Raw genomic sequence first — 21,832 nt, 5'->3', positions numbered from 1 at the left:
TGGTCGAGGGTCGGGGTGCCTGGCCCCCTGCAGCCAGGCACCCACGACCTCCTGTGTAGCCGTCCGAGGCGTACGGGCACCAGCCTTCTGTGGATATCCGTACGACTCCGTACACCTCAAGCCTCTGACCTGCGGCTGAGACGCCGGCCCACCGCGCCCGAGATCCTCCTCTACGCCCCGCGGCAGGGAACGGCGCCCCGGAGGGCTTGCGCCCCCGGGGCGTCGACGTGCGCCCGCGGGGGTTGCGCCGACCCTCGTTCTATGGTTCATTAGTCATGTAATGAACCACTGAACAGATCGGAGGTGGCCATGGCCACCGAGGCCGTACCGGCGGAGTTCGAGCCGTTCGACGACCGCACGCCGATCTACCAGCAGATCGCCGACCGGATCCGACACGCGGTCCTGGTCGGCGACCTCCCGGAGGGGGCCCAGGTCATGTCGACTACGCAGTACGCGACCACCCACCGCATCAACCCCGCGACCGCGGCCAAGGCGATGGGCTCCCTCGTCGACGAAGGTCTGCTGCACAAGAGGCGCGGGCTGGGCATGTTCGTCTCCGACGGCGCGCGCGAGCTGCTGCGCCGGCAGCGGCGGGCGACCTTCTGGGACGACACCTTCGGGCCGGTCCTCGAGGAGGCCCGGGCGCTGGGGATCACCACCGACCAGCTCATCGACCATCTCAAGGAGCAGCCGTGAACACGCCGCTGGGCGTCGAGGTCGACGCCGTCACCCACCGGTTCCGGGGCGCCGAGGCGCTCTCGGACGTCAGTCTGACCGTCCGGCCGGGCACCATCACCGGGCTCGTCGGGCGCAACGGCGCCGGCAGACGACCCTGCTGTCGTTGATCGCCGCGCTCCGTCCGGTCCAGACCGGCACCGTGCGCGTCGGCGGCCGCGAGGTGTGGGAGGACCCCTCGGTCACCTCCCGCGTCTGCCTCGTCCGCGACCGCGGCGGCATCTTCGAGGACCAGCGCATCCGCCATACCCTGCGCCTGCAGCGCGCGCTGCGCCCGCACTGGGACGAGGAGTATGCCGTGGAGCTGCTCGGGCGCTTCGGGGTCCCCCTGAAGAAGAACCCCGAGCAGCTCTCCCGCGGTCAGCGCTCGATCCTGGGCGCCGTCATCGCCCTGGCCTCCAGGGCCGAGCTGACCCTGCTGGACGAGGTCTACCTCGGGATGGACGCCGTCGCCCGCCGGTTGTTCTACGACGAGCTGATGGCCGACTACGTCAGCCATCCGCGCACGATCGTGCTCTCCTCCCACCTGCTCGACGAGGTCGAGGACCTCATGGAGGACGTGGTCGTGCTCGACCGCGGCCGGGTCGTCGCCGCCGGCGACGCCGACACCGTGCGCCAGCAGCACTCCACCGGCGACTCCCTCGCCTCGCTCACCGACGTGCTGGTGCACGTCAGCACCGGAAGGACCGCGTCATGACCACCACCTCCACCGCCGCTCCGGCGACGTCGACCGGCCCGCGTGCACCCCGGCCGGCCCAGTGGGCGGTGCTGACCCGCATGCTCCTCGGTGCGGCGATGAACAGCCTGCTCATCACCACCGGCGTCGTCCTCGCCTGTCTCGCGGTCGGGGTGCTCGTCGCCCGGTGGCGGGGCTGGCAGTTGGTGGGGATGACGGAGACCGACATGGTCGGGCTCGAGGTGATCGCCGACGGGGACGGCGTCACCCTCATCGCCTCGCTCTTCATCCTCCCCGTCGCCGTGGGCATCGCCTCCGTCGTCATGGCGGTCGTGCTCGCGGCCCGGACCCGGGTCTACGTCGCGACCGGGGCCACCCGCCGGGCCGTGGCCACCGCCCAGCTCCTGACGGTGCTGGGGTCGGCGGCCTACGTGCTGCTCGTGACCGCGGTGGTGCTCCTCGTCGTCGGGCGCGGCCCGGACGGGGCGCTCGCCCTCCTGCAGGCCGACGGTGCCGGCGACGTGGCCACCCTGAGCGTGAGCGCTCTGGGCGCGGTGCTCCTGGGCATGGCCGGGGCGACCATGATCACGGCGCTCTTCCTGCGCTGGCCGTGGTGGGTGGGCGTGGGCCTCCTGCTCCTGCTCTTCGTCGTCCTGCCGCCCGTCACGACCTTCCTGCTGCCGGCCGTGGGTGCGGCGGTCGACCGCGCCTCCGGCTGGTGGGGCTGGGACCTGAGCGTGGCCGTGGTGGTGGCCGCCCTCTTCTGGTGGATCCTGCGACGGGTCCCGGTGCGATGAGCCGCGGCGTGCACGCACCGACCACCCTGCCCGCACCGACCACACTCTCTGCACCGACCACCCTGCCCGCACCGATCGAGAGGCTCGACCTGTGATCGAGATCCAGGGTCTGACCAAGACCTACGGCGCCGCCACCGCGGTCGACGACGTCAGCTTCACCGTGCAGCCGGGGCGGGTGACCGGCTTCCTCGGCCCCAACGGGGCGGGCAAGTCGACCACCATGCGGATGATCTGCGCACTCACCCGCCCGACGTCGGGCCGCTCGCTCGTCCTCGGCCGCACCTACGAGAGCATCCCGAACCCGGGCCGCTCCGTCGGGGTCCTCCTCGACGCGCAGGCCCAGCACGCCGGCCGCACCGGCCGGGAGGCCCTGACGGTCAGCGCGCTGACCATGGGCCTGGACCGTCGGCGGGTGGACCAGATGCTGGAGCTGGTGGGCCTGACCCCGGCCGAGGCGAGGCGACGGGTGGGCGGCTACTCCCTCGGGATGCGCCAGCGCCTCGGCATCGCCAACGCGCTGCTGGGCGACCCCCAGGTTCTCGTCCTCGACGAGCCGGCCAATGGGCTCGACCCGGCCGGCATCCACTGGATGCGCACCCTGCTGGCCGACTTCACCCGGTCCGGCGGCACGGCGCTGCTCTCCTCGCACCTGCTGCGCGAGGTGGAGGTCATCGCCGACGACCTCGTCGTCATCGGACGGGGACGGATCGTGGCCCAGGGCAGCAAGGCCGAGCTGCTCTCCACGGGCGGCACGGTCGTGCGGTCCGCCGACGACGCCACCCTGTTCGTGGCCCTGCAGCAGGCCGGGCTGGACACCCTGGAGTCCCCCGGTGGGGGTCTGGCGGTCCAGGCCGAGCCGGTCGTGGTGGGACGGGTCGCCGCCGATCACGGCATCGCCCTGACCGAGCTGCGCCCCTCCGGCGGGGGCGGCCTCGAGGAGCGCTTCCTGCAGCTGACCGCAGCCGACGCACGAGAAGGAGTCCAGCGATGAGCACCACGACGGGCACGACGGGCACGCCGGGAGCCGCCGACACCTCGGGGGCCGCCCGGCCACCGCGCGCCGGGGCCGACACGCGAGCCATACCCCTGCCCCGGCTGGTGCAGGTCGAGCTGCGCAAGATGGTCGACACCCGGTCCGGGCTGTGGCTGCTTGCCGCCATCGCCGTCCTCAGCGTCGGTGCCGTGGTGCTGTTCCGCCTCTTCGGCCCCGAGGAAGGGCACACCTTCTACGGCTTCGCCGGAATGGCGCTCACTCCCCAGGCCTTCCTGCTGCCCGTGCTGGGCATCCTCCTGGTCACCAGCGAGTGGAGCCAGCGGGCCGGCCTGGTGACCTTCACCCTGGAACCACGACGTGGGCTCGTCGTGCTGGCCAAGTCGATCGCCGCCGTCGTGGTCGGCCTCCTGGGCCTGGCGCTCCTGCTCGCGGTGGCCGCCCTCTTCGCGGCCGTCGCCGGCAGCGGTGAGGTGTGGGACGTCGGGGCCCGTGAGCTGGGGTACTTCGCCCTCCTGCAGATCCTGGCCATCATGCAGGGCGTGGCCTTCGGGCTGCTGCTCATGAACAGCACGGCCGCGATCGTCCTCTACTTCGCACTCCCCGTGGCGATGAACCTGCTCATCACCTTCGTGGAGGCCCTGCGGGAGAACGCCGGCTGGTTCGACCTGGCCACCGGGCAGGCCCCCCTGTTCACCCAGGAGGCGCTGACGGGGGAGCAGTGGGCCCAGCTGGGCACCGTGACCGCGCTGTGGATCGTCCTGCCGCTCGTCCTGGGCTGGGTGCGGCTCCGGCGAACGGAGATCAGGACGGCCTGAGCCTCGTGGGCGGCTCCCGGGGGGAGGGCGCTCAGTCCTCCACGAGCCGCGCCGGGAACCCGCCCGTGGCGACCGGCGACCACCGGGTCGGGGTGATGCGCAGCAGCGACTTGCCCTGGGCGATCATCGCCCGCCGGTACTCCTCCCAGTTCGGGTGCTCCCCGGCCACCGCCCGGAAGTAGTCGACGAGCGGCTCCACCGACTCCGGGCAGTCCAGCACCTCGCAGTCGCCGTCGACCTGCACCCAGGCACCGCCGAAGTCGTCGGAGAGCACGACGACGCTCACCCGCGGGTCGCGGCGCGCGTTGTGCGTCTTGGCGCGCTCGGGGTAGGTCGAGATCACGATGCGGCCCCGCTCGTCCACGCCGCCGGTGACGGGGGAGGCCTGCGGCCGGCCGTCCTGACGGATGGTGATGAGCACGAGGTCGTGCCGCGGCCGGACGAACTCCAGCAGCCCCTCGCGGTCGACGGTGGTGGTGGTCGCGACGGTCCTGGCCATGGAGCCCAGTCTGTCACCGGGTGCGCCGGGGCCGACCCGTGGCTACCGTGACGGGATGAGCGATCAGCAGAGCACCGGAGGGGCCGAGGAGGCCGAGGCCCGTCAGCAGGCCGCCGACTACGTCGTCGAGCGCACCGAGAGCTGGGACGAGGGCGCCCGTCCAGAGACGGTCCGCGAGGACCTCGAGGAGGGCATGGCCCAGGCCGAGGTGGACGTGGAGGAGGGTGAGCTGGACCGGATGGCCCAGGAGATCCACGACGACGGCAGCGCAGAGACCCCCGACGTGGGGTGAGCGGACGCCTGCGCGTCCTGCTCCTGGCCGACACGCACGTGCCCGGGCGGGCCCGCGAGCTGCCGGCCCGGGTCTGGGACGAGGTGGACCGTGCCGACGTCGTGGTCCACGCCGGCGACTGGGTCGAGCCGGCGCTGCTCGACGAGCTCGGGTCGCGGGCCCGACGGCTGGTGGCCGTCCACGGCAACAACGACGGGGCCGAGCTGCGCCGTCGTCTCCCCGAGGTGGCGCGGGCGGACCTGGGGGGCGTGCGGTGGGGCGTGGTCCACGAGACCGGTGCCCGGGCGGGACGCGAGAGGCGGGCGCGTGCGGCATACCCCGACCTGGACGTGCTGGTCTTCGGGCACAGCCACATCCCGTGGGACACCACCGCCGAGGGTCTGCGCCTGCTCAACCCGGGGTCGCCGACGGACCGGCGCCGCCAGCCGTTCTGCACGTACATGACGTGCGAGGTCGGCGACGGCGTGCTCGGTAAGGTCGTGCTGCACCGGCTGCCGCCGAGGAGGTGAGCATGGACTGGCTGGCCCCCTCGCTGGCCGTCCTGGGCGTCGGCGGCGTCGTCCTGGCGCTCGTCAGCGGGCCGCTGGAACGCTGGGTCCCCGTCAGCGAGCCCCTCGTCGCCCTCGCGGCGGGCGTGCTGGTGGGGCCGGCCGCCCTCGGGCTCGTCCGCCTCGAGCAGGAGCTGGTCGACGTCCTCCTGCTGGAGGGCAGCCGGGTCCTGCTCGCCGCCTCGGTCATGGCGGCCGCGCTGCGCTACCCGTGGGAGAGCCTGCGCGGCCTGCTGCGACCCACGGTCGTGCTGCTCGCCGTGGTCATGCCGCTCGCCGCCCTGGCGACGGCGGCCTCGGCGCTGGTGCTGGCCGTACCGGTGTCCCTCGCCCTCCTCGTCGGGGCCTGCCTCGCTCCGACCGACCCCGTCCTGGCCGCCGCCGTGGTCAGCGGCGAGCCCGCGGAGCGGACCCTGCCGCACCGCGTCCGTGCCCTGCTCACCCTCGAGAGCGGCGCCAACGACGGGCTGGGCGTCGTGCTCGTGGTCGTGCTCGTCGCCGTGGTCCTGCCCGCGCAGGGGGTGGTCCACGCCCTCGGCCTCGTGGCCTGGGAGGTGGGTGCAGGGCTGGCGGTCGGCGGGCTGGTGGGATGGCTGGCCGGCCTGGGGCTGAGCCACGCGGACCGGCACGACGACGTGGGCGAGGGGCCGGAGCTGGTGTACACCCTGCTGCTCGCGGTCGGCGTCCTCGGGGTCGCCCGCACGGTCGAGGCGGCCGGGGTGCTGGCCGTCTTCGTCGCGGGCCTGGTCTACAACCGCTTCGCCGGGAGCAGCCCACGGGAGAAGCAGGACGCGGTCGACGAGGGCATCAACAAGTATGCGGTGCTGCCTCTGGTCGCGGTGCTCGGCGCCGTCCTGCCGTGGGGGACGTGGGCCGACTGGGGATGGCGGGCCGCCGTCTTCGCCGGTCTGGTGCTGCTCCTGCGGCGGCTGCCGGTCCTGCTGGCCCTGCGCCGGCCGCTGGGGGTCGCGGCGCACCAGGCCGGCTTCATGGGGTTCTTCGGGCCGATGGGGGTGAGCGCGCTGTTCTACCTGGCGCACGCGCGGCACGAAGGGGTCCACGACCCGGCGCTGTGGGGCGCGGTGACGCTCGCGGTGGCGGTGAGCGTGGTGGTCTTCGGGCTCACCGGGGCGCCGGGTCGCAGGGCCTACGCACGGCGTCACGGTCACGAGGGGGACGTGGAGCAGCAGCCCTCGCCGGCGGTCTGAGGGGTCCCGTGGCCGTCGGCCGTCGAGGTTGGCGGTGAGCGCCCGTCGAGGGGACGGCACGGTGCCCGTCGGGGTGCCCGGCCAGGTGGGCAGCCGTACGGTGGGGGGTATGACACACGACGACGACCAGGCACCGGTGGACGACCGCGAGGGCGAGGAGACGACGGAGCGTCACGACGAGGCTGGTGCCGGGAGCGGCACGGTCTCGGAGGGTGGGTCCGGGGCGCTCAACCCGGACACCTCGCTCGGAGGGGCCGACAGCGTGCCGGACACCCCTGACATCAACACCGCGGTGAGCGACGAGGTCAGTGCTGAGGAGCCCGGCCGGGACGGCTGACCCGACCCGTCCGGTCGCCCCCGCGACGGCGACCGACCCCCTCCGGGGGAATGGGCGGGGTCGGTCGCGCGTTGGCCACGACATACCCCCATGGGGTATACATCAGGATCGACCTCGACCGAGGAGACGTGGACGGCATGGACGAGCACCAGCTGACGGACGGGCCCGCGAAGCACGACGGGCGCGCAGCGCACGGCAGGCACGAGGGCCACGGCCCGCACGAGGGTCGGGACGGACAGGGGGCCCGCCAGGAGCGCGGCGGCCACGAGGGCCATGAGGGGGCTGCCGGTCACGAGGGCCACGGTGGCCACGGTGGCCATGAGGGGCACGGCGGCCACGAGGACCACGTCGCGATGTTCCGGCGGCTCTTCTGGATCATGCTGGCGCTGGCCGTCCCGACGGTGCTGACCAGCATGATGTTCGCGGACCTGCTGGGGTACCAGCTGCCCGACGTGCCCGGGGTGCGCTGGGTCGCGCCGGTGCTGGGCACGATCATGTACGTCTGGGGCGGCCGGCCCTTCTACACCGGCGCGATCGAGGAGCTCAGGCAGCGCCGGCCCGGCATGATGCTGCTCGTCGGGATGGCGATCACCGTCGCCTTCGTCTCCTCGATGGCGGCCAGCCTCGGCCTCCTCCCGCACGACCTGGAGTTCTGGTGGGAGCTGGCGCTGCTGATCGTCATCATGCTCCTGGGCCACTGGATCGAGATGCGCTCCCTGGCGCAGACGTCCTCGGCGCTGGAGTCGCTGGCGGCCCTCCTGCCCGACGAGACGGAGAAGGTCGAGGGCGACTCGACCGTCACCGTGTCCCCGGCCGACCTCGAGGTGGACGACGTCGTCGTGGTCCGACCCGGTGCCCGGGTGCCGGCGGACGGAGAGGTGGTCGACGGCGAGGCGGCCCTGGACGAGTCGATGATCACCGGTGAGTCCACGACCGTGCGGCGCGGCGTGGGTGACACCGTCGTGGCCGGCACCGTCGCGACCGACTCCGCCCTGCGGGTGCGGATCACCGCCGTCGGCGACGACACGGCCCTGGCCGGGATCCAGCGCATGGTCGCCGACGCGCAGAGCTCCACGACGCGGGCCCAGCGGCTCGCCGACCGGGCCGCCGGGTGGCTGTTCTGGTTCGCCCTGGCCGCCGCCGTCCTGGCCGCCGTGGTCTGGCTGAGCGTGTCCACGCCCAACACCGCCCTGATCCGGGTCATCACGGTGCTGGTCATCGCCTGCCCCCACGCCCTGGGACTGGCCATCCCGCTGGTGGTCTCCATCACCACCGAGCGCGCCGCCAAGGGCGGGGTCCTCATCAAGGACCGGATGGCGCTGGAGCGCACCCGTGTCGTGGACACCGTGCTGTTCGACAAGACCGGGACGCTGACCCGGGGCGAGCCGGCCGTCGGGCACGTCGTCGCCGCCGGGGGCCAGTCCGGGTCCGGGACGTCCGGGGGCGCGCTGTCCGAGGACGAGGTGGTCGCGCTGGCGGCCGCCGTCGAGGCCGACAGCGAGCACCCGCTGGCCCGGGCGATCGTCCGGGCCGCCGAGGACCGCGGCCTGACGGTGCCGCGGGCGAGCGACTTCTCCTCGGCCCCGGCCGTCGGGGTCACCGGCACCGTCGACGGGAGCAGGGTGCGGGTCGGCGGACCCTACCTGCTGGAGGAGGAGGGGCTGGCGCCGCTCGACGCCTCCCGGGAGTGGGGCGAGCAGGGCTCGACCGTGCTCCACGTCGTCCGGGACGGACAGGTGGTCGGCGCCCTCGCCGTCGCCGACGAGGTCCGCGAGGAGTCCCGCGAGGCCGTCGACACGCTGCACCACCTGGGGATCCAGGTCGTCATGATCACCGGTGACGCCGAGCCGGTCGCGCGGGCCGTCGCCGAGGAGCTGGGGATCGACGAGGTCCTCGCCGGCGTGCGTCCCGAGCACAAGGCGGACAAGGTCAAGGCCCTGCAGGAGCAGGGGCGGACCGTCGCGATGGTCGGCGACGGCGTCAACGACGCCCCCGCGCTGGCGCAGGCCGACGTCGGCATCGCCATCGGGGCGGGGACGGACGTCGCGATCGCCTCGGCGGGCGTGGTCCTGGCCAGCGACGACCCGCGGTCGGTCCTCTCGGTCATCCAGCTCTCCCGGGCCGGCTACCGGAAGATGAAGCAGAACCTGTGGTGGGCCGCCGGCTACAACATCGTGGCCGTCCCGCTCGCCGCGGGGGTCCTGGCCCCGGTCGGGTTCGTGATGCCGATGGCCATCGGTGCGCTGCTGATGTCGGCCTCGACGGTCGTGGTGGCGCTCAACGCCCAGCTGCTGCGCCGCCTGGTGCTCACGCCGGAGGCCAGCGCCCGGGCCCTGCGGGAGCAGGACCCCGTGCCGCAGCACGGACGTACGGCCGCCGACGTCGAGGACCAGCCGTCGGCCCCCGAGCCGGTGGGGACCTCCCGCGGCTGACGGGCGCGGGCCGGCGCCGCGCCACGCGACTCGCCGCGACCCGCGCAGCGGCCACCGCGGGCCGGCACCGCGACCACGACACCACCGCCGCCGACCGGGGACCCCCCGGTCGGCGGTGCTGGTCACCCGGTCAGGAAGTCCAGCCGGACCGTCCGGTCGTGGTTGTCCACGTTGAGGTCGACCAGGCAGATGCTCTGCCAGGTGCCCAGTGCGAGCTGGCCGTCCTGCACCGGCACCGTCGCGTAGGGCGGCACGATCGCCGGCATCACGTGCGACCGCCCGTGGCCGTGCGAACCGTGCCGGTGGCGCCACCTGTCGTCCGCCGGCAGCAGGTCCTCGAGCGCGGCCAGCAGGTCGTCGTCGGACCCCGCCCCCGTCTCGATGATCGCCAGGCCGGCCGTGGCGTGCGGGACGAACACGTGCAGGAGCCCGTCGCCCCCGTCCCGGACGAAGTCCGCGCACTCGCTGGTGAGATCGAGCACGACGTCCTCGCCGCCCGTGCGGACCTGCAGGTGGGTGGTCTTCATGGGTGCACCTCCGGCGTCATGTCCCCATCCTGCGGTCCCGGCCCCCACGGCACCACCCGGAGGCCCCGGAGGTCGTCGGCGGTAGCCGGGTGCGCGGCACGGGGCCGGCGCACGAGATCGCCGCGCACACGACATACCCCGCGGCCGCTGCGGTCTGCGAGGCTGGACCCGTGACCGACACCGCCCCTGCCCCCGCCGACCCCGCGAGCACGGGGGAGCGGCACCTCGCCCTGGTCCGTCGTCCCGGACCCCGGCTCGCCGACGGGCTGATCACGCACATCGACCGGCAGCCGGCGGACGCTGAGCTGGCGGTGCGGCAGTGGGAGGCCTACGTCGACGCGCTCCACGCAAACGGGTGGCGGACGGTGGAGGTCGCGCCGGCCGACGAGTGCGCGGACGCGGTGTTCGTCGAGGACACGGTCGTCGTGCACGGCGACCTCGCCGTGCTGACCCGGCCCGGTGCCCCGTCCCGGCGGGCCGAGGTGGACGCGGTCGAGCAGGCCGTCGTCGAGGCGGGCTACCGGGTGGCCCGGATCGAGGAGCCCGGCACGCTCGAGGGCGGTGACGTGCTGAAGTTCGGCAGCACCGTGTGGGTCGGCCTGGGCGGGCGCAGCAACGAGGAGGGTATGCGGCAGCTCGCCGCCCACCTCGAGCCCGCCGGGGTGCAGGTCGTCGGGGTGCCCGTCTCCCGTGTGCTGCACCTCAAGAGCGGGGTGACGGCGCTGCCGGACGGCACCGTGGTGGGGTTCGAGCCGCTCGTCGACGACCCGTCGGTGTGGTCCGGTGGCGCGGACCCGACGCGGGGTGGCGACAAGACGGACGAGGACGGCGGCGGGCACGGTGACGGCGGGGGTGGTGGCGACGGTGGGGGCTTCCTCCCGGTGCCGGAGGAGTCGGGGGCGCACGTCGTGCTGCTGGGCGGTGACCGGGTGCTCATGGCGGCCGACGCTCCGCGGTCGGCGCAGTTGTTCCGCGACCGGGGGTACGCGGTGACCGAGGTCGACATCAGCGAGTTCACCAAGCTCGAGGGCTGCGTGACCTGCCTGTCGGTGCGGCTGCGGGGGTAGGGCAGGACCGCCTGGCGGTCGACCCTGCGACCCCCAGGCTGGTTCGAACGGGTGTGTCAGTGGGGGGTGCTTGGGTGGGGGTATGTCGTTCTTGTGGGGTGGGGCAGCGGGGGTGGTGGAGGAGGTCCACGACGCGGGCGACGTCGTGCCGGAGCCGGTGTCGGAGCGGGAGCGGCTGTTCGTCGCGGGGGTGATGGCGCAGCAGGACGTGCAGGCGCGGGAGTGTGAGGATCAGGCGGGGGCGGGGTACTGGGAGCTGCTGGCCGACATCGAGGAGACGCTGGCGGCGGAGGCGGGCGGGGACGGCGGCTGGGGCGTCCCGGGCGGGTTGGCCTCGCAGGAGCTGGCCGCGGGGTTGGACCTGGCGCTGGTGGGGCTGGACCGGGCCGCGGTGGGTCCGCAGGGTGTGGTGGGGGTGTTCGACCCGTCCTTGGTCGAGGGTCTGGAGGCGGCCGGTCGGGTGCGTGCCCGGGTGGATGCACTGGTGGTGACGTTGGCGGTGGAGGCGCAGCGGCGGGGGTTGCCGGGCGCGGTGGGGATGGGTCTGGTGGACTGGGTACGGGTGCGTTGCCCGTGGCTCTCGGGCGCGGAGGCGGCGCATCTGCGGGCGGTGGTGGTCGCGGCCGGTCAGTACTGGGGTGCTCCGGTGCTGCAGGCCGTGATCGAGGGGCGGGCGGGGTTGGCTCGGGCGGGCCGGGTGGCGGCCACCCTGTCCCGGGTGGTGCCGGGGTTGGACGTGGACCAGGGGCAGGCGTACGCGCAGATCGCGACCGGCGCCGCGTGTGATGGGGGGATCAGCGAGCGGGACCTGGGGCGGGTGTGCCAGAAGCTGCTGGTGGACCTGCTGGAGGAGGCGCCCCGGGAGGCCGAGCAGCAGACGGCGGAGGGGTTGCGGTGCGTGTCCCGGCGGCGGGTGGGTCCGGGGTTGGTGCGCTACGTCCTGGACGCCCCGGACGCCGACGCGGTTCTGATCGACGGGGTGCTGGACGGGCCGCTGGCCGCGCCCGATCCCGCCCGGCACGCCGACGACCACGGCGACAACCACGACAACGACGGTGGCGGTGGCGACGGTGGCGGGTCGGGACACGGTGACTGCGGTGTCCCGGGGCGGGTCGAGGGGGAGGGTGGCGGTGCTGGCGGTGCTGACCGGGACCCGCGGTCGGTGGGGCAGCGGCGTTACGACGCGGTGCTGATGGTGCTCACGCGGGGGTTGGGCAACCCGGGGGCGCCACCGTCGACGGGCCGCGCCAGCGTGATCCTGACGGTGGCGGCGGACCCGGACACGGGTCGTCCGCGGGGGGCGGCGTTCGCGCAGGCCGGTGATGCGGGGCTGGACGCGGGGCAGGCAGGCCGGTACGCGTGCCTGGGCGACGTGACCCCGGTGGTGCTGGCCCCCACGGGGGAGCCGTTGCGGCTGGGTCGCACGGTGCGATTGGCCACGCCGGGACAGTTCAAGGCGTTGCTGGTCCGGGACGGGGGGTGCACGTTCCCGGGGTGCTCGGTGCCCGGGTCGTGGTGCGAGGCCCACCACCTGGTGTGGTGGTGCCGCGGCGGGGGCACCGACATCGAGCTGCTGGTCCTGCTGTGCGGGCGGCACCACAAGAGGGTCCACCAGAAGGACCTCATGGCCACCGTCACCGGTGGCACCACCACCTGGCACGTCTAGCGACCCCGCCCCGCTCCCGGCCCCACCCGGCCGGGAACACCAACACGCCCGGCGGACGGCACGAACGCCCGGACGGTGGACGCGCCGGATCGGATGGATCGGTGGAGTCCTCCTGCTTGTCGAGCGAACCTTGCTGCCCAAGGATGGCCGGATGAGCGACGGACGGGCCGATGGTGGCGGCGGGGCAGGAGATCAACCGCACGACGACGTGGACGGTCACAGGTGGCTCGTCGTGAACGGCCGGCGATGGCGACGACAGGATCCCGGCCTGCCCGTCGAGGTGGCCGAGCGACTGCTGTCGCACCTGGGGCGTGGCCGGTCCGGGGTACGGAACGCGCGGCGGACGGGTAAGGACCCCGCCCCGTGGCGACGCCGGGTGAACCTGGCCAAGCACGGGCTGGGAGAACGAGGCACCCCCTGGTGGGAGCAGGACGAGCACGAGCGGAGCGAGCGTTGGCGGGTAGCCCTCGAGCGTCTGGACGAGCTGGACGCGCCGGACGCGCCGGACGAGGTGGACGCGCCGGATTCGACCTGACCGTCTCAGAGGCGGGCGGCCAGCTCGGTGCCCTGCCGGATCGCGCGCTCGGCGTCCAGCTCCGCCGCGACGTCCGCGCCGCCGATGACGTGCGCCCGTGGCAGGGCGTCGACCAGCTCGCGCACGGAGTCCTGACCCGCGCACAGGACGACGTGGTCGACGGCCAGGACGTGGGGCCGGCCCTCGACGGTGACGTGCAGCCCCTCGTCGTCGACCCGGTCGTAGGTCACCCCGGTCACCTGGTGGACGCCGGCGTCGCGGAGGTTGAGCCGGTGGGCCCACCCCGACGTCTTGCCGAGCGCCGCCCCGATCCTGGTCTCCTTGCGCTGCAGGAGCCAGACCTCCCGCGCCGGCTCGGGCAGGTCCTTGGGCACCAGGCCGCCGCGGTGCTGCGCCGGGTCCGCGACGCCCCAGCGCGCCATCCACCCGGCCAGGTCGGTCTCGACGTGGGTGAGGAAGTGGGACACGTCCACCCCGATCCCGCCGGCCCCGACCACCGCGACGCGGGGCCCCGGGACGACGCGGCCGGCGAGGACGTCGGCGTAGGTGACCACCGAGGGGTGGTCGACGCCGCGGAGCTGCGGGACACGGGGGCGGACGCCGGTGGCGAGGACCACGTCGTCGAACCCGGCGAGGTCCTCCGCCGACGCCCGCGTGGCGAGCCGCACGTCCACGCCGAGCACCTCCAGCCGGCGCCGGTAGTAGCGCAGCGTCTCGGCGAAGTCGTCCTTGCCCGGCACCCGCATCGCCAGACGGAACTGGCCGCCGAGCTCCTCGTCGGCCTCGAACAGGGTCACCCGGTGCCCGCGCTCGGCCGTGGCCGTCGCGGCCGCGAGCCCCGCTGGCCCCGCGCCGACCACGGCGACTCTGCGCGGGCGGGGGGCGGCGGTGAGCACCAGCTCGGTCTCCCGCCCCGCACGGGGGTTGACCAGGCAGGAGGCGCGCTTCCCCACGAAGATGCGGTCCAGGCAGGCCTGGTTGCACGCGATGCAGGTGTTGATCTCCTCCGCCCTGCCCTCGGCCGCCTTCACCACGAAGTCGGGGTCGGCCAGCAGCGGGCGGGCCATCGACACCAGGTCGGCGCTCCCGTCGGCCAGCAGCGTCTCGGCCATCTGCGGGGCGTTGATCCGGTTGGAGGCCATCACCGGCACCGACACCTCGGCCCGCAACCGAGCCGTCAGGCCGGTCCACGCCCCCCGGGGCACCTGCGTGATGATCGTGGGGATCCGCGCCTCGTGCCACCCGATCCCGGTGTTGAGCACGGAGACGCCGGCCTCCTGCAGCAGGTGGGCCAGCTCGACCACCTCGTCCCACGTCTGACCGCCCTCGACGAGGTCGATCAGCGAGATCCGGTAGAGGACGAGGAAGTCCTCACCGACCGCGTCGCGCACGGCCCGCGCCACCTCGACCGCGAAGCGCATCCTGCCCCTGGCGTCCCCGCCCCACTGGTCGGTGCGCCGGTTGGTGCGCGCCGCGAGGAACTGGTTGAGGAGGTAGCCCTCCGACCCCATGATCTCCACGCCGTCGTACCCCGCCCGGTGCGCCAGCCGCGCGGAACGGGCGAACGCGGAGACGGTGCGGCGCACCGACATCGAAGACATCGCACGCGCCGAGAACGGGGTGATGGGGGACTTCGAGGCGGACGCAGAGACGGCGAGGGGGGAGTAGGCGTACCGACCGGCGTGCAGGAGCTGCAGGGCGATCTGGGCGCCGTGCTCGTGGACCGCGTCGGTGACGACCTGGTGCCGGCGGGCGGTGACCGGGTCGCTGAACTGGGCGCCGAACGGGGTCAGCCGTCCGCGCAGCGTCGGCGCGTAGCCCCCGGTGACGATGAGGCCCACGCCGCCGGCGGCCCGCTCGGCGTAGTACGCGACGAGCTCGTCCCGCAGCCAGGGGCGGTCCTCCAGGCCGGTGTGCATCGACCCCATGACCACCCGGTTGCGCAGCCGGCCCCCCGGCACCTCGAGCGGGGAGAGCAGGTGGGGGTATGCCGTCGCGGCCGGCCCTGAGGCGTGCGGGGCAGGTCCCCTGCCGGGGCCGGGGGTGGACGGCGTCGTGGTCACGAGACGATGTTACCGGCCGGTCACCCTCCGGTCGGGTCCTCGTCCGGGACGTGCTCGACGTCGAAGGCGTCGGCCCCCAGGATCCCCGCGAACCGGTCGATCTCCTGCGGCAGCCGCTCCTCCCAGATGTTGACGACCCCCCTGCGGCGCAGCTGCGCCGGGACGGACCTCGGGGGTGGCAGGAGCCGGTCCCGCAGCAGGACCGTGCGGGTCTGACGGCGGCCGTCGGTGGTCACGGCGACGTCCACCCGGGAGAACTCGTCCCGGGGGACGAACGTGATGAAGGAGGCGGCGTCGGCGACGTGGGTCGGGCGCATCGAGGTCGACTCCAGGCCCACGACCAGCGCGCAGCGGTGCCGCAGCGGATAGACCGCGGGCTCGATCGACGGTGGCGGCCACATCACGACCCTCGAGGCCCGGGTGTGCAGCACCTCGTCCCACGGGTCGTCGTCGAGGTCGTACCCGTCCACGACGGCCACCGTGGGCCGGCGGCTCTCCATCGTCTCAGCGAAGTCGGCCGCGGCCGTGGCTCCTCCGTGCACGCTCAGGTCCAAGACGCGCATCCGGGCGTCGAGCCAGGCGTCGTGCAGGTCGCTCTCCATGAGGGCGGCCGCGGACAGGCCCAGGCCTCCGGCGGCCACGTCCAGGAGCAGCTCCTCGCGGGAGCGAAGGGTCGAGGCCAGGACGGTGCGCCACGACTCGCCCGCCGCCCAGGCGGCGATCCGACCCAGGACCTGGGCCCGGAGCTGCGCCGGGGCGGCCACCACGGTGGTGGTCCCCACCACCAGCCCGCCGCCGAGGAGGTCGAGCAGCGGCCACCCGGTGCCGATGTGGACCCGGCCGCGGCGCACCGCCGCCCGCAGCTGCGCCAGGCTGGGCACCGGGGCGAGCTCGCCGTCCATCCGCGATCCCGGGGGCCCGTCCGCACCCTCGCCCGGCCCCCCGGATCCCGCACGGCCCAGCCCCTCGTCACCCATCTGGTCATTGTGGCAGCAGGCACCGACGGTCAGCCGAAGGCTGACGCCTCCACCACGGCCTCACCCCGCTCGACCGCCTCGACGACCCGCTCGGCCACGACGGCCGGCTCCAGGCCCTGGGGGAGCCGGGGCGCGGTGCCCGAGAGCGCCCGACCCACCAGGCCGGTCTCGGTGTGCGGCACGCGCAGGTCCACCACGGAGACGCCGCTGCGGCGCAGCTCCGTCCCCAGCGCCCGGTCGGCCGCCGCCAGGGCCGCCTTGCTCGCGCCGTAGGCGGCCATCCCGGCGGTCGGCCGGTCGGCGACGACCCCGGAGATCTGGGCGACGAAGCCGTCGGTCTCCACGAGCAGCGGGAGCACCCGGCGCAGGAGCCACAGCGGCCCCACCACGTTGGTCAGGAAGAGCTCCTCCACCACCTCGTCCGGGGTGTCCACCAGCGGCCCGAAGGCCACCACGCCGGCCGCGTTGACCAGGCCGTCCAGCCGGCCGGGTCCCGACCGCACGTGCTCGACGAGACGGTCGCCCAGGCCGGCGTCGGTCAGGTCCCCCACGAGGACCGAGCTCGAGGGCAGGTCGCGCGTCGCCGCGGCGAGCCGTTCCTCGTCGCGGCCCACGCCGACAACGGTGGCCCCGCGGGAGGCGAGGACCTGGCAGATCTGGCTGCCCAGCACTCCCGAGGCGCCCAGCACCGCGACCTGGGAGCCCGACAACGACCTGTGCGACATGGTGCCTCCGGCGACGTGCGAGAATAGTGTCTGTCCAATCTACGTCAAAGGTGTGTCTCATGCACGTGTCACCCCTCGTCCGGGTCCAGACCGCCCTGGGTTCGGCCCTGCGCTCGCGCGTCGCCGGTGACGACGCCCAGGAGCGTGCCCGTCTCATCTGGCAGACGCCGGGGGAGCGGTGGTTCACCCCGCAGGACCCGGTCTGGCGGGTGCACGCCGACGCGGCGATGTTCCCCGGCGGCGTCAGCGCCCTCCTCCTGCAGATGCTGCACCCGATGGCCATGGCCGGCGTCGCCGGGCACTCCGGCTACCGCTCCGACCCCTGGGGGCGCCTGCAGCGGACCAGCACCTACCTGGCGGCCACGACCTTCGGCACCGTCGAGCACGCCCGCGCCACGATCGGGCAGGTGCGTGCGGTGCACGAGCGGGTCCGGGGCAAGGACGCCTTCGGTCGTCCCTACCGCGCCAGCGACCCGCACCTGCTGATGTGGGTCCACGTCGCCGAGGCCGTCTCCTTCCTGCGGGCCTTCCAGGCGTATGCCGCCGCCCCCCTCACGGCGGAGGAGGCGGACGCCTACGTGGCCCAGGCGGGCGTCTCCGCCGGCCTCCTCGGCGTGGTCGACCCGCCAGGCTCCGTCGCCGAGCTGCACGCCGTGCTCGAGGGCTTCCGGCCCGAGCTGGAGACGACCTCGGCCGCGCAGGAGGCCGCCCGGTTCCTGCTGGCCGAGCCGCCGCTGCCCCGGGCCTCTCGGCCCGGCTACTGGGCGATCGCCGCCGGCGGGGTCGCCCTGCTCGAGCCGTGGGCCCGGGAGATGCTGGACCTGCCCTCCTCCCCGCTGCTGTCCCGTTCGCTCCTGCGACCGGTGGGGCGGGTCAGCACGGCCGGGGTCCGCTGGGCGATGGCGGGCGTGGACGACTCGAGGCAGCCCGCGGCGTGAGCCCCGAGCGGGTCGCCCCGCACGGACCCGCCGGGCGGCTTCCATGAGCCCGGGTCACGCACTGGGTTCTGCTCCACCCCGACGACGAGGAGCTGGTGCGCCGGCAGTGGCGGGCCCTGGAGGAGGCCGGGGTGCCTTCCCTGGCCCGGCACCGGGGGACGACCCACCGGCCGCACCTGACCCTCGTGAGCGGCGGGCAGCCCGACGCCGCCGTGCTCGACCTGGCGAGGGCGGTGCTTCTTCCCCCGCTGCCGCTGACGGCCTCCGTCGCAGGTCCCGTGCTCCTCGGCGGCCGCCGCTCGAGCCTCGCCCACCGCCTGCAGGTGCCCGAGGCGTTGCGAGTCGCCAGGGAGCTGCTCGTCGCACGCTGGCCCGGTGCCGACCGGCGGCCCTGGGTGCCGCACGTGAGCCTGACCCGGCGCACGCACAAGCGCCACCTCTTCGCGGCGCTGACGGCGCTCCGTCCTCCAGGGCCGGACGTCCGTCTCGTCGAGGTGAGGTGGTGGGACCCGGAGACGGGCACCGTCACGCACCTGTGACACAGCAGCGGCGCCCCGGCCGGAGCGCCGCTGCCGCGCGCGTCACCAGCCGTGCGGGACGACCACGGCGCGCGCCGTGAGCTCACCCTCCTGCAGCTTGCGGTAGGCGTCCAGGGCGTCGTCGAGCGTGTAGCGCTCCACGATCGGGGTGATCTGGCCGAGGCGGTACATCGCGGCCACGTCGTGCAGGTCCTCGATCGTGCCCCAGTAGGTCGAGGAGAGGTTGACCTCGTAGGGGACGGTGAAGAAGTTCCACGGGAACGTCCCGCCGCCGATGCCGACGACGGTCAGGGAGCCCTGCTGGGCCACGGTGGCACCGGCGAGCTTGAGGGTGGAGTCGACCCCGACCATGTCGAAGACCGCGTCCACGCCGCGCCCGCCGGTGAGCTCCTTGATCCGTTCGGCCTGGTCGTCCCCACCGGGCACGGTGACCGCGCCGTACTCCTCCGCCTGGGCCATCGCCTCGGGCTTGAGGTCGGTGGCGATGACCTGGGCCCCGGTGAGGGCCTTGAGGATCTGCACGCCGACCAGACCCAGGCCGCCCAGCCCGACGACGAGGGCGCTGCGGTCGCCACCGGCCAGGTGCGGCAGGGCCCGCTTGATCGCGTGGTACGGCGTCAGCCCGGCGTCGGCGAGCGGAGCGGCGTCGATCGGGTCGGCGTCCCCCAGCGGCACGAGGTTGCGGGCGGGCGCGACCAGGTACTCCGCCATCCCGCCGTCGCGCCCGAGGCCCATCGCGGCATACCCGACCTCCTGCGGCTGGGCGCAGTAGGTGTCCTGACCGCGCGAGCAGGCCCGGCAGCGGCCGCAGCCCACGGGCCCGTAGACCAGGTAGGCCGCACCCTTCTCGAAGCCGGTGACGCCGGGGCCGACCTTCTCGACCCAGCCGGAGTTCTCGTGACCGAGCACGAACGGCGGCGTCAGCAGGCCGGTGGGGTCCTCCTCGAACTCGTGGAAGAGCCCCACGTCGGAGTGGCAGGCGCCGGCGCCCGCGACCTTGAGGAGGACCTCCCCGGGTCCGGGGCTGGGACGCTCCACGTCCTTCAGGACGGGAAAGGTCTTGTACCCCTCGAAGACGACTGCGCGCACGACGGCCTCCTGCTGGTTCAGAACGGCCGGCGCGAGGGCTCGTGTGACCAGTCGCTGAAGACCGGTCGTCCTAGCCTGAAGTGTAGTGATCGACCGGGACCGCCCGTAGGCCGGTGGCGTCCACGAGCAGCAGCAGGTCGCTCTCCGGGACGGCCGCCACCGCCTCGGCCAGCTCCTCGAGCGAGGGACGCTCCGGCGGGGCGGCCCGGGGCAGCCAGAGCTGGACGTCGGCGCCCGTGCGGTCGGCCAGGTCCGACAGCTCGGCAGGGGACAGGCTCCCGACGAGCAGGATCGTGCGGCGTCCGTGGGCGTCGGCCGCGGCCGGGGTATGCCGTGATCCGGCCGGGGCGGCCCAGGCGGGCGCCCCGTCGGTCCGGGCGGCGAGCTCCGCGGCCCGGGCGGCCTCCGCGGCCGGTGCGCGCCGCTCGAGCTCGGCCCGGTCGGCCCGGAAGACCGTCCAGTGGTAGGCCGACAGCAGGGACGTGGTCGCCAGGATGCCGAGGGCGAACCGGATGCTGCGCATGGTCTCGGTGTCGATCCCGCCGGCGAGCGCGTCCTCGAGGATCAGGTAGACGAGCGTGATGAGGGCGATCACCGCGGCGACGCCGGAGACGCCGAAGAGGACCAGCAGGTAGGTCCGTCGGGTGGGGGAGGCCAGCTCGCCCGCCGGGTCGGCGACCCGGGCGCGCTGCGCGAGCCGCCAGTGCCACCACCACACCGGCAGGCCGACGGCGAGCAGGACGAGGGCGGCCAGCAGGGCGTTGAGGGCGCTGCCCCCGACGACGAGGTCGCTGCCGGCGGCGATCGCCTCGACGAGCGTGACGATGACCATCACCAGTCCCGCGGACGCGGCCAGCAGGCCGATCGCGGCCATGACGTACTCGTAGACCCGGCGCACCTCGGTGCGGGCCGCAGCACGACCGGCGCCGAGGACCTCCTGGTGGTACCACCACACGAGCAGGCCGACCACGACCGCACCGGCCAGGTCGGGCGCGGCGGCGAAGTGGTCGCGGGCGGTCGTGGCGCTGGGGTCCCCCAGGAGCCAGACCAGCACGTCGTAGCCCAGCACGCTCAGCGCGACGATCGCGGTGAGCAGCCCGCCGCCCACCCCGGCGAGCAGGACGAGCACCAGCCACCCGGTGGTGCGCGGCCCCCGGGCCACGTCCAGCACCCAGTAGACGCCCCAGACGAGCGCGCCGACCACGAAGGTGACGGCGGGACGCAGGAGGCCGTCGACGCTGCTGCCGACGATCGACTCGCCCGCGAGCCCGGTCAGCAGGTCCAGGCTCGCCGCGACGAGCGCGCCGAGCCCGGCGGCCGCGGTCGCCAGCCCCACCAGGGAGCCCAGCAGGGCGAGCGGGTGCAGGTGGCTGCGCGGGGTGCCCCGCCTGCCCCACCAGTGGTGCCCGGCCCACACCAGCGTCCAGACGACGGCGGTCGCCAGGCTGCCGCTGCGGTAGGCATCCACGCCCAGCAGCATCGTCAGGGTCTGGTGCCAGCCGACCATCGCGACGACGAGCGAGACCAGGCCGACCAGGGTCAGGTATGCCGCCCAGCCGAGCGAGCGCAGCTCGCGGGGGTCGGCGCCGGCCCGGCGGACCGTCCACCACGCCAGCAGGGCCCACAGGGGCAGCGCGATGAGGGTGAAGGCCAGCTGGAGCGCCAGTCCGGTGTCGTCGCCGACGAGCACCGGGTCCGGGTCGAACAGCCGGCCCAGGAGGCCGGCGACACCCGCGGCGGCGGCGAACAGCAGCCCGGCGAGCAGCAGGAACTGGAAGAAGCGGCGCACCGACTGGCCGCCCCCCTCGGGGGCCTGCGGGTCGGGCTGCCCGGAACGCCGTCGCACGGCCATGACGACGGCGACGACGATCCCGGCGAGGACGGCCAGCGGGAGGAACGAGCCGAGGATGCCGAGGATCATGGCCGCACCCCTTCGGGGAGGTTGCAGTTGAACATCGGCCACGGGGCGCCCGTGATGACCCACCCGCCCCCTGGGTCGGCCAGCCGGAACACCTCCTCCTGCGTCCACTCGCTCCCGCCGAACGGGGCGCTGTCGGTGTGCACCAGCTCGATCCGGACCGTCGCGCTGTCTCCGTCGACGTCGGTGGAGCGCAGCACCACCCGGGCGTCCCGCTCCAGGAAGGCCATCTCCAGGTCCTCCACGGTGCACTCGCCGTCCGGGTCCAGGTGGGCGGCCGCGGCGTCCAGGTCACGGGCAAAGACGTCGGTGACGTACTGCTGGACCACCGCCTCCGGAGATCCTTCCGGCAGCTCGGCCCGCGGCCGGTTCGCCGAGAGCACCCCGGCGACCACCGCCAGGAGCACCAGCACCGCCACAGCGATCGCGAGGACCTTCCCGGCCCGACCGTTCAT

At 74.3% G+C, this 21,832-nt stretch carries 24 protein-coding genes; 16 read left to right on the top strand and 8 right to left on the bottom strand.

Annotated features, from left to right (window positions below; all coding sequences use genetic code 11):
• The first annotated feature begins 309 nt into the window (after positions 1-309).
• From ACWHYA_RS14730 to ACWHYA_RS14705, 6 genes are all read left to right on the top strand, one after another.
• Entirely contained in the window at positions 310-696 is a 387-nt protein-coding gene (locus ACWHYA_RS14730; protein ID WP_425942811.1) for a GntR family transcriptional regulator, read from the top strand.
• Complete coding sequence (locus ACWHYA_RS14725) at positions 693-845, top strand: hypothetical protein (protein WP_425942810.1); 153 nt, start codon at positions 693-695, stop codon at positions 843-845. Before ACWHYA_RS14730 ends, ACWHYA_RS14725 begins: the two co-directional genes overlap by 4 nt.
• On the top strand, positions 842-1,432 hold the full coding sequence (locus ACWHYA_RS14720) for an AAA family ATPase (protein ID WP_425942809.1): 591 nt from the start codon (positions 842-844) through the stop codon (positions 1,430-1,432). The genes ACWHYA_RS14725 and ACWHYA_RS14720 overlap by 4 nt, the downstream gene beginning before the upstream one ends.
• On the top strand, positions 1,429-2,208 hold the full coding sequence (locus ACWHYA_RS14715; RefSeq protein ID WP_425942808.1) for a hypothetical protein: 780 nt from the start codon (positions 1,429-1,431) through the stop codon (positions 2,206-2,208). The genes ACWHYA_RS14720 and ACWHYA_RS14715 overlap by 4 nt, the downstream gene beginning before the upstream one ends.
• A 91-nt stretch (positions 2,209-2,299) precedes the next feature.
• Entirely contained in the window at positions 2,300-3,199 is a 900-nt protein-coding gene (locus ACWHYA_RS14710) for an ABC transporter ATP-binding protein (RefSeq protein ID WP_425942807.1), read from the top strand.
• On the top strand, positions 3,196-4,017 hold the full coding sequence (locus ACWHYA_RS14705) for an ABC transporter permease (protein ID WP_425942806.1): 822 nt from the start codon (positions 3,196-3,198) through the stop codon (positions 4,015-4,017). Before ACWHYA_RS14710 ends, ACWHYA_RS14705 begins: the two co-directional genes overlap by 4 nt.
• Before the next feature lie 31 nt (positions 4,018-4,048).
• On the opposite strand, the gene ACWHYA_RS14700 is transcribed toward ACWHYA_RS14705, so the two are convergent.
• Positions 4,049-4,516, bottom strand: a complete 468-nt coding sequence (locus ACWHYA_RS14700; RefSeq protein ID WP_425942805.1) for a PPOX class F420-dependent oxidoreductase — start codon at positions 4,514-4,516, stop codon at positions 4,049-4,051.
• Positions 4,517-4,571: 55 nt separating this feature from the next.
• Between ACWHYA_RS14700 and ACWHYA_RS14695 the strand changes: the two genes are divergently transcribed.
• The 5 genes from ACWHYA_RS14695 (at position 4,572) to ACWHYA_RS14675 (ending at position 9,333) form a co-directional block, all read left to right on the top strand.
• The gene (locus ACWHYA_RS14695) at positions 4,572-4,808 is read left to right on the top strand and encodes a hypothetical protein (protein WP_425942804.1); all 237 of its coding nucleotides are present in this window, start codon (positions 4,572-4,574) and stop codon (positions 4,806-4,808) included.
• Entirely contained in the window at positions 4,805-5,317 is a 513-nt protein-coding gene (locus ACWHYA_RS14690; RefSeq protein ID WP_425942803.1) for a metallophosphoesterase family protein, read from the top strand. Before ACWHYA_RS14695 ends, ACWHYA_RS14690 begins: the two co-directional genes overlap by 4 nt.
• 2 nt (positions 5,318-5,319) lie before the next feature.
• A complete protein-coding gene (locus tag ACWHYA_RS14685) occupies positions 5,320-6,564 on the top strand; it encodes a cation:proton antiporter domain-containing protein (protein ID WP_425942802.1) in 1,245 nt (414 codons plus the stop codon).
• Between the two features lie 109 nt (positions 6,565-6,673).
• Entirely contained in the window at positions 6,674-6,901 is a 228-nt protein-coding gene (locus ACWHYA_RS14680) for a hypothetical protein (RefSeq protein WP_425942801.1), read from the top strand.
• 137 nt (positions 6,902-7,038) lie between these two features.
• Complete coding sequence (locus tag ACWHYA_RS14675) at positions 7,039-9,333, top strand: heavy metal translocating P-type ATPase (protein WP_425942800.1); 2,295 nt, start codon at positions 7,039-7,041, stop codon at positions 9,331-9,333.
• A 122-nt stretch (positions 9,334-9,455) separates the two neighbouring features.
• Here the strand turns inward: ACWHYA_RS14675 and ACWHYA_RS14670 are convergent, their stop codons facing one another.
• Positions 9,456-9,860: a secondary thiamine-phosphate synthase enzyme YjbQ gene (locus ACWHYA_RS14670; RefSeq protein ID WP_425942799.1), complete on the bottom strand. Its 405-nt coding sequence runs from the start codon at positions 9,858-9,860 to the stop codon at positions 9,456-9,458.
• A gap of 170 nt (positions 9,861-10,030) precedes the next feature.
• On the opposite strand from ACWHYA_RS14670, the gene ACWHYA_RS14665 reads away from it, so the two are divergent.
• The 3 genes from ACWHYA_RS14665 to ACWHYA_RS14655 all read left to right on the top strand — a co-directional run bounded on the left by ACWHYA_RS14665 (position 10,031) and on the right by ACWHYA_RS14655 (position 13,128).
• Positions 10,031-10,927 (top strand): dimethylarginine dimethylaminohydrolase family protein, encoded by an 897-nt coding sequence (locus tag ACWHYA_RS14665; RefSeq protein WP_425942798.1) that lies wholly within the window; start codon positions 10,031-10,033, stop codon positions 10,925-10,927.
• 82 nt (positions 10,928-11,009) lie between these two features.
• Positions 11,010-12,593 (top strand): HNH endonuclease signature motif containing protein, encoded by a 1,584-nt coding sequence (locus ACWHYA_RS14660; protein ID WP_425942797.1) that lies wholly within the window; start codon positions 11,010-11,012, stop codon positions 12,591-12,593.
• A 151-nt stretch (positions 12,594-12,744) separates the two neighbouring features.
• Entirely contained in the window at positions 12,745-13,128 is a 384-nt protein-coding gene (locus ACWHYA_RS14655; protein ID WP_425942796.1) for a 2-polyprenylphenol hydroxylase, read from the top strand.
• 5 nt (positions 13,129-13,133) lie between these two features.
• Here the strand turns inward: ACWHYA_RS14655 and ACWHYA_RS14650 are convergent, their stop codons facing one another.
• The 3 genes from ACWHYA_RS14650 to ACWHYA_RS14640 all read right to left on the bottom strand — a co-directional run bounded on the left by ACWHYA_RS14650 (position 13,134) and on the right by ACWHYA_RS14640 (position 16,893).
• A complete protein-coding gene (locus ACWHYA_RS14650) occupies positions 13,134-15,107 on the bottom strand; it encodes an FAD-dependent oxidoreductase (protein ID WP_425942854.1) in 1,974 nt (657 codons plus the stop codon).
• A gap of 104 nt (positions 15,108-15,211) precedes the next feature.
• Complete coding sequence (locus ACWHYA_RS14645; RefSeq protein WP_425942795.1) at positions 15,212-16,168, bottom strand: hypothetical protein; 957 nt, start codon at positions 16,166-16,168, stop codon at positions 15,212-15,214.
• A 29-nt stretch (positions 16,169-16,197) separates the two neighbouring features.
• Positions 16,198-16,893, bottom strand: a complete 696-nt coding sequence (locus ACWHYA_RS14640; protein WP_425942794.1) for an SDR family NAD(P)-dependent oxidoreductase — start codon at positions 16,891-16,893, stop codon at positions 16,198-16,200.
• 59 nt (positions 16,894-16,952) lie between these two features.
• On the opposite strand from ACWHYA_RS14640, the gene ACWHYA_RS14635 reads away from it, so the two are divergent.
• Together ACWHYA_RS14635 and ACWHYA_RS14630 are read left to right on the top strand one after the other, a co-directional pair.
• The gene (locus tag ACWHYA_RS14635; RefSeq protein ID WP_425942793.1) at positions 16,953-17,831 is read left to right on the top strand and encodes an oxygenase MpaB family protein; all 879 of its coding nucleotides are present in this window, start codon (positions 16,953-16,955) and stop codon (positions 17,829-17,831) included.
• A gap of 95 nt (positions 17,832-17,926) precedes the next feature.
• The gene (locus tag ACWHYA_RS14630; RefSeq protein ID WP_425942792.1) at positions 17,927-18,370 is read left to right on the top strand and encodes a 2'-5' RNA ligase family protein; all 444 of its coding nucleotides are present in this window, start codon (positions 17,927-17,929) and stop codon (positions 18,368-18,370) included.
• A gap of 42 nt (positions 18,371-18,412) precedes the next feature.
• On the opposite strand, the gene ACWHYA_RS14625 is transcribed toward ACWHYA_RS14630, so the two are convergent.
• The 3 genes from ACWHYA_RS14625 to ACWHYA_RS14615 form a co-directional block, all read right to left on the bottom strand.
• Complete coding sequence (locus ACWHYA_RS14625; RefSeq protein ID WP_425942791.1) at positions 18,413-19,459, bottom strand: NAD(P)-dependent alcohol dehydrogenase; 1,047 nt, start codon at positions 19,457-19,459, stop codon at positions 18,413-18,415.
• A 70-nt stretch (positions 19,460-19,529) separates the two neighbouring features.
• On the bottom strand, positions 19,530-21,380 hold the full coding sequence (locus ACWHYA_RS14620) for a DUF5671 domain-containing protein (protein ID WP_425942790.1): 1,851 nt from the start codon (positions 21,378-21,380) through the stop codon (positions 19,530-19,532).
• Positions 21,377-21,832, bottom strand: coding sequence for a nuclear transport factor 2 family protein (locus tag ACWHYA_RS14615; RefSeq protein ID WP_425942789.1), 456 nt, complete (start codon positions 21,830-21,832; stop codon positions 21,377-21,379). The genes ACWHYA_RS14620 and ACWHYA_RS14615 overlap by 4 nt, the downstream gene beginning before the upstream one ends.

The sequence above is a fragment of the Ornithinimicrobium carbonis genome, from assembly GCF_977012275.1.
Note: the sequence above shows the minus strand (reverse complement) of the source record. Positions and strands in the feature narration are given on the sequence as shown.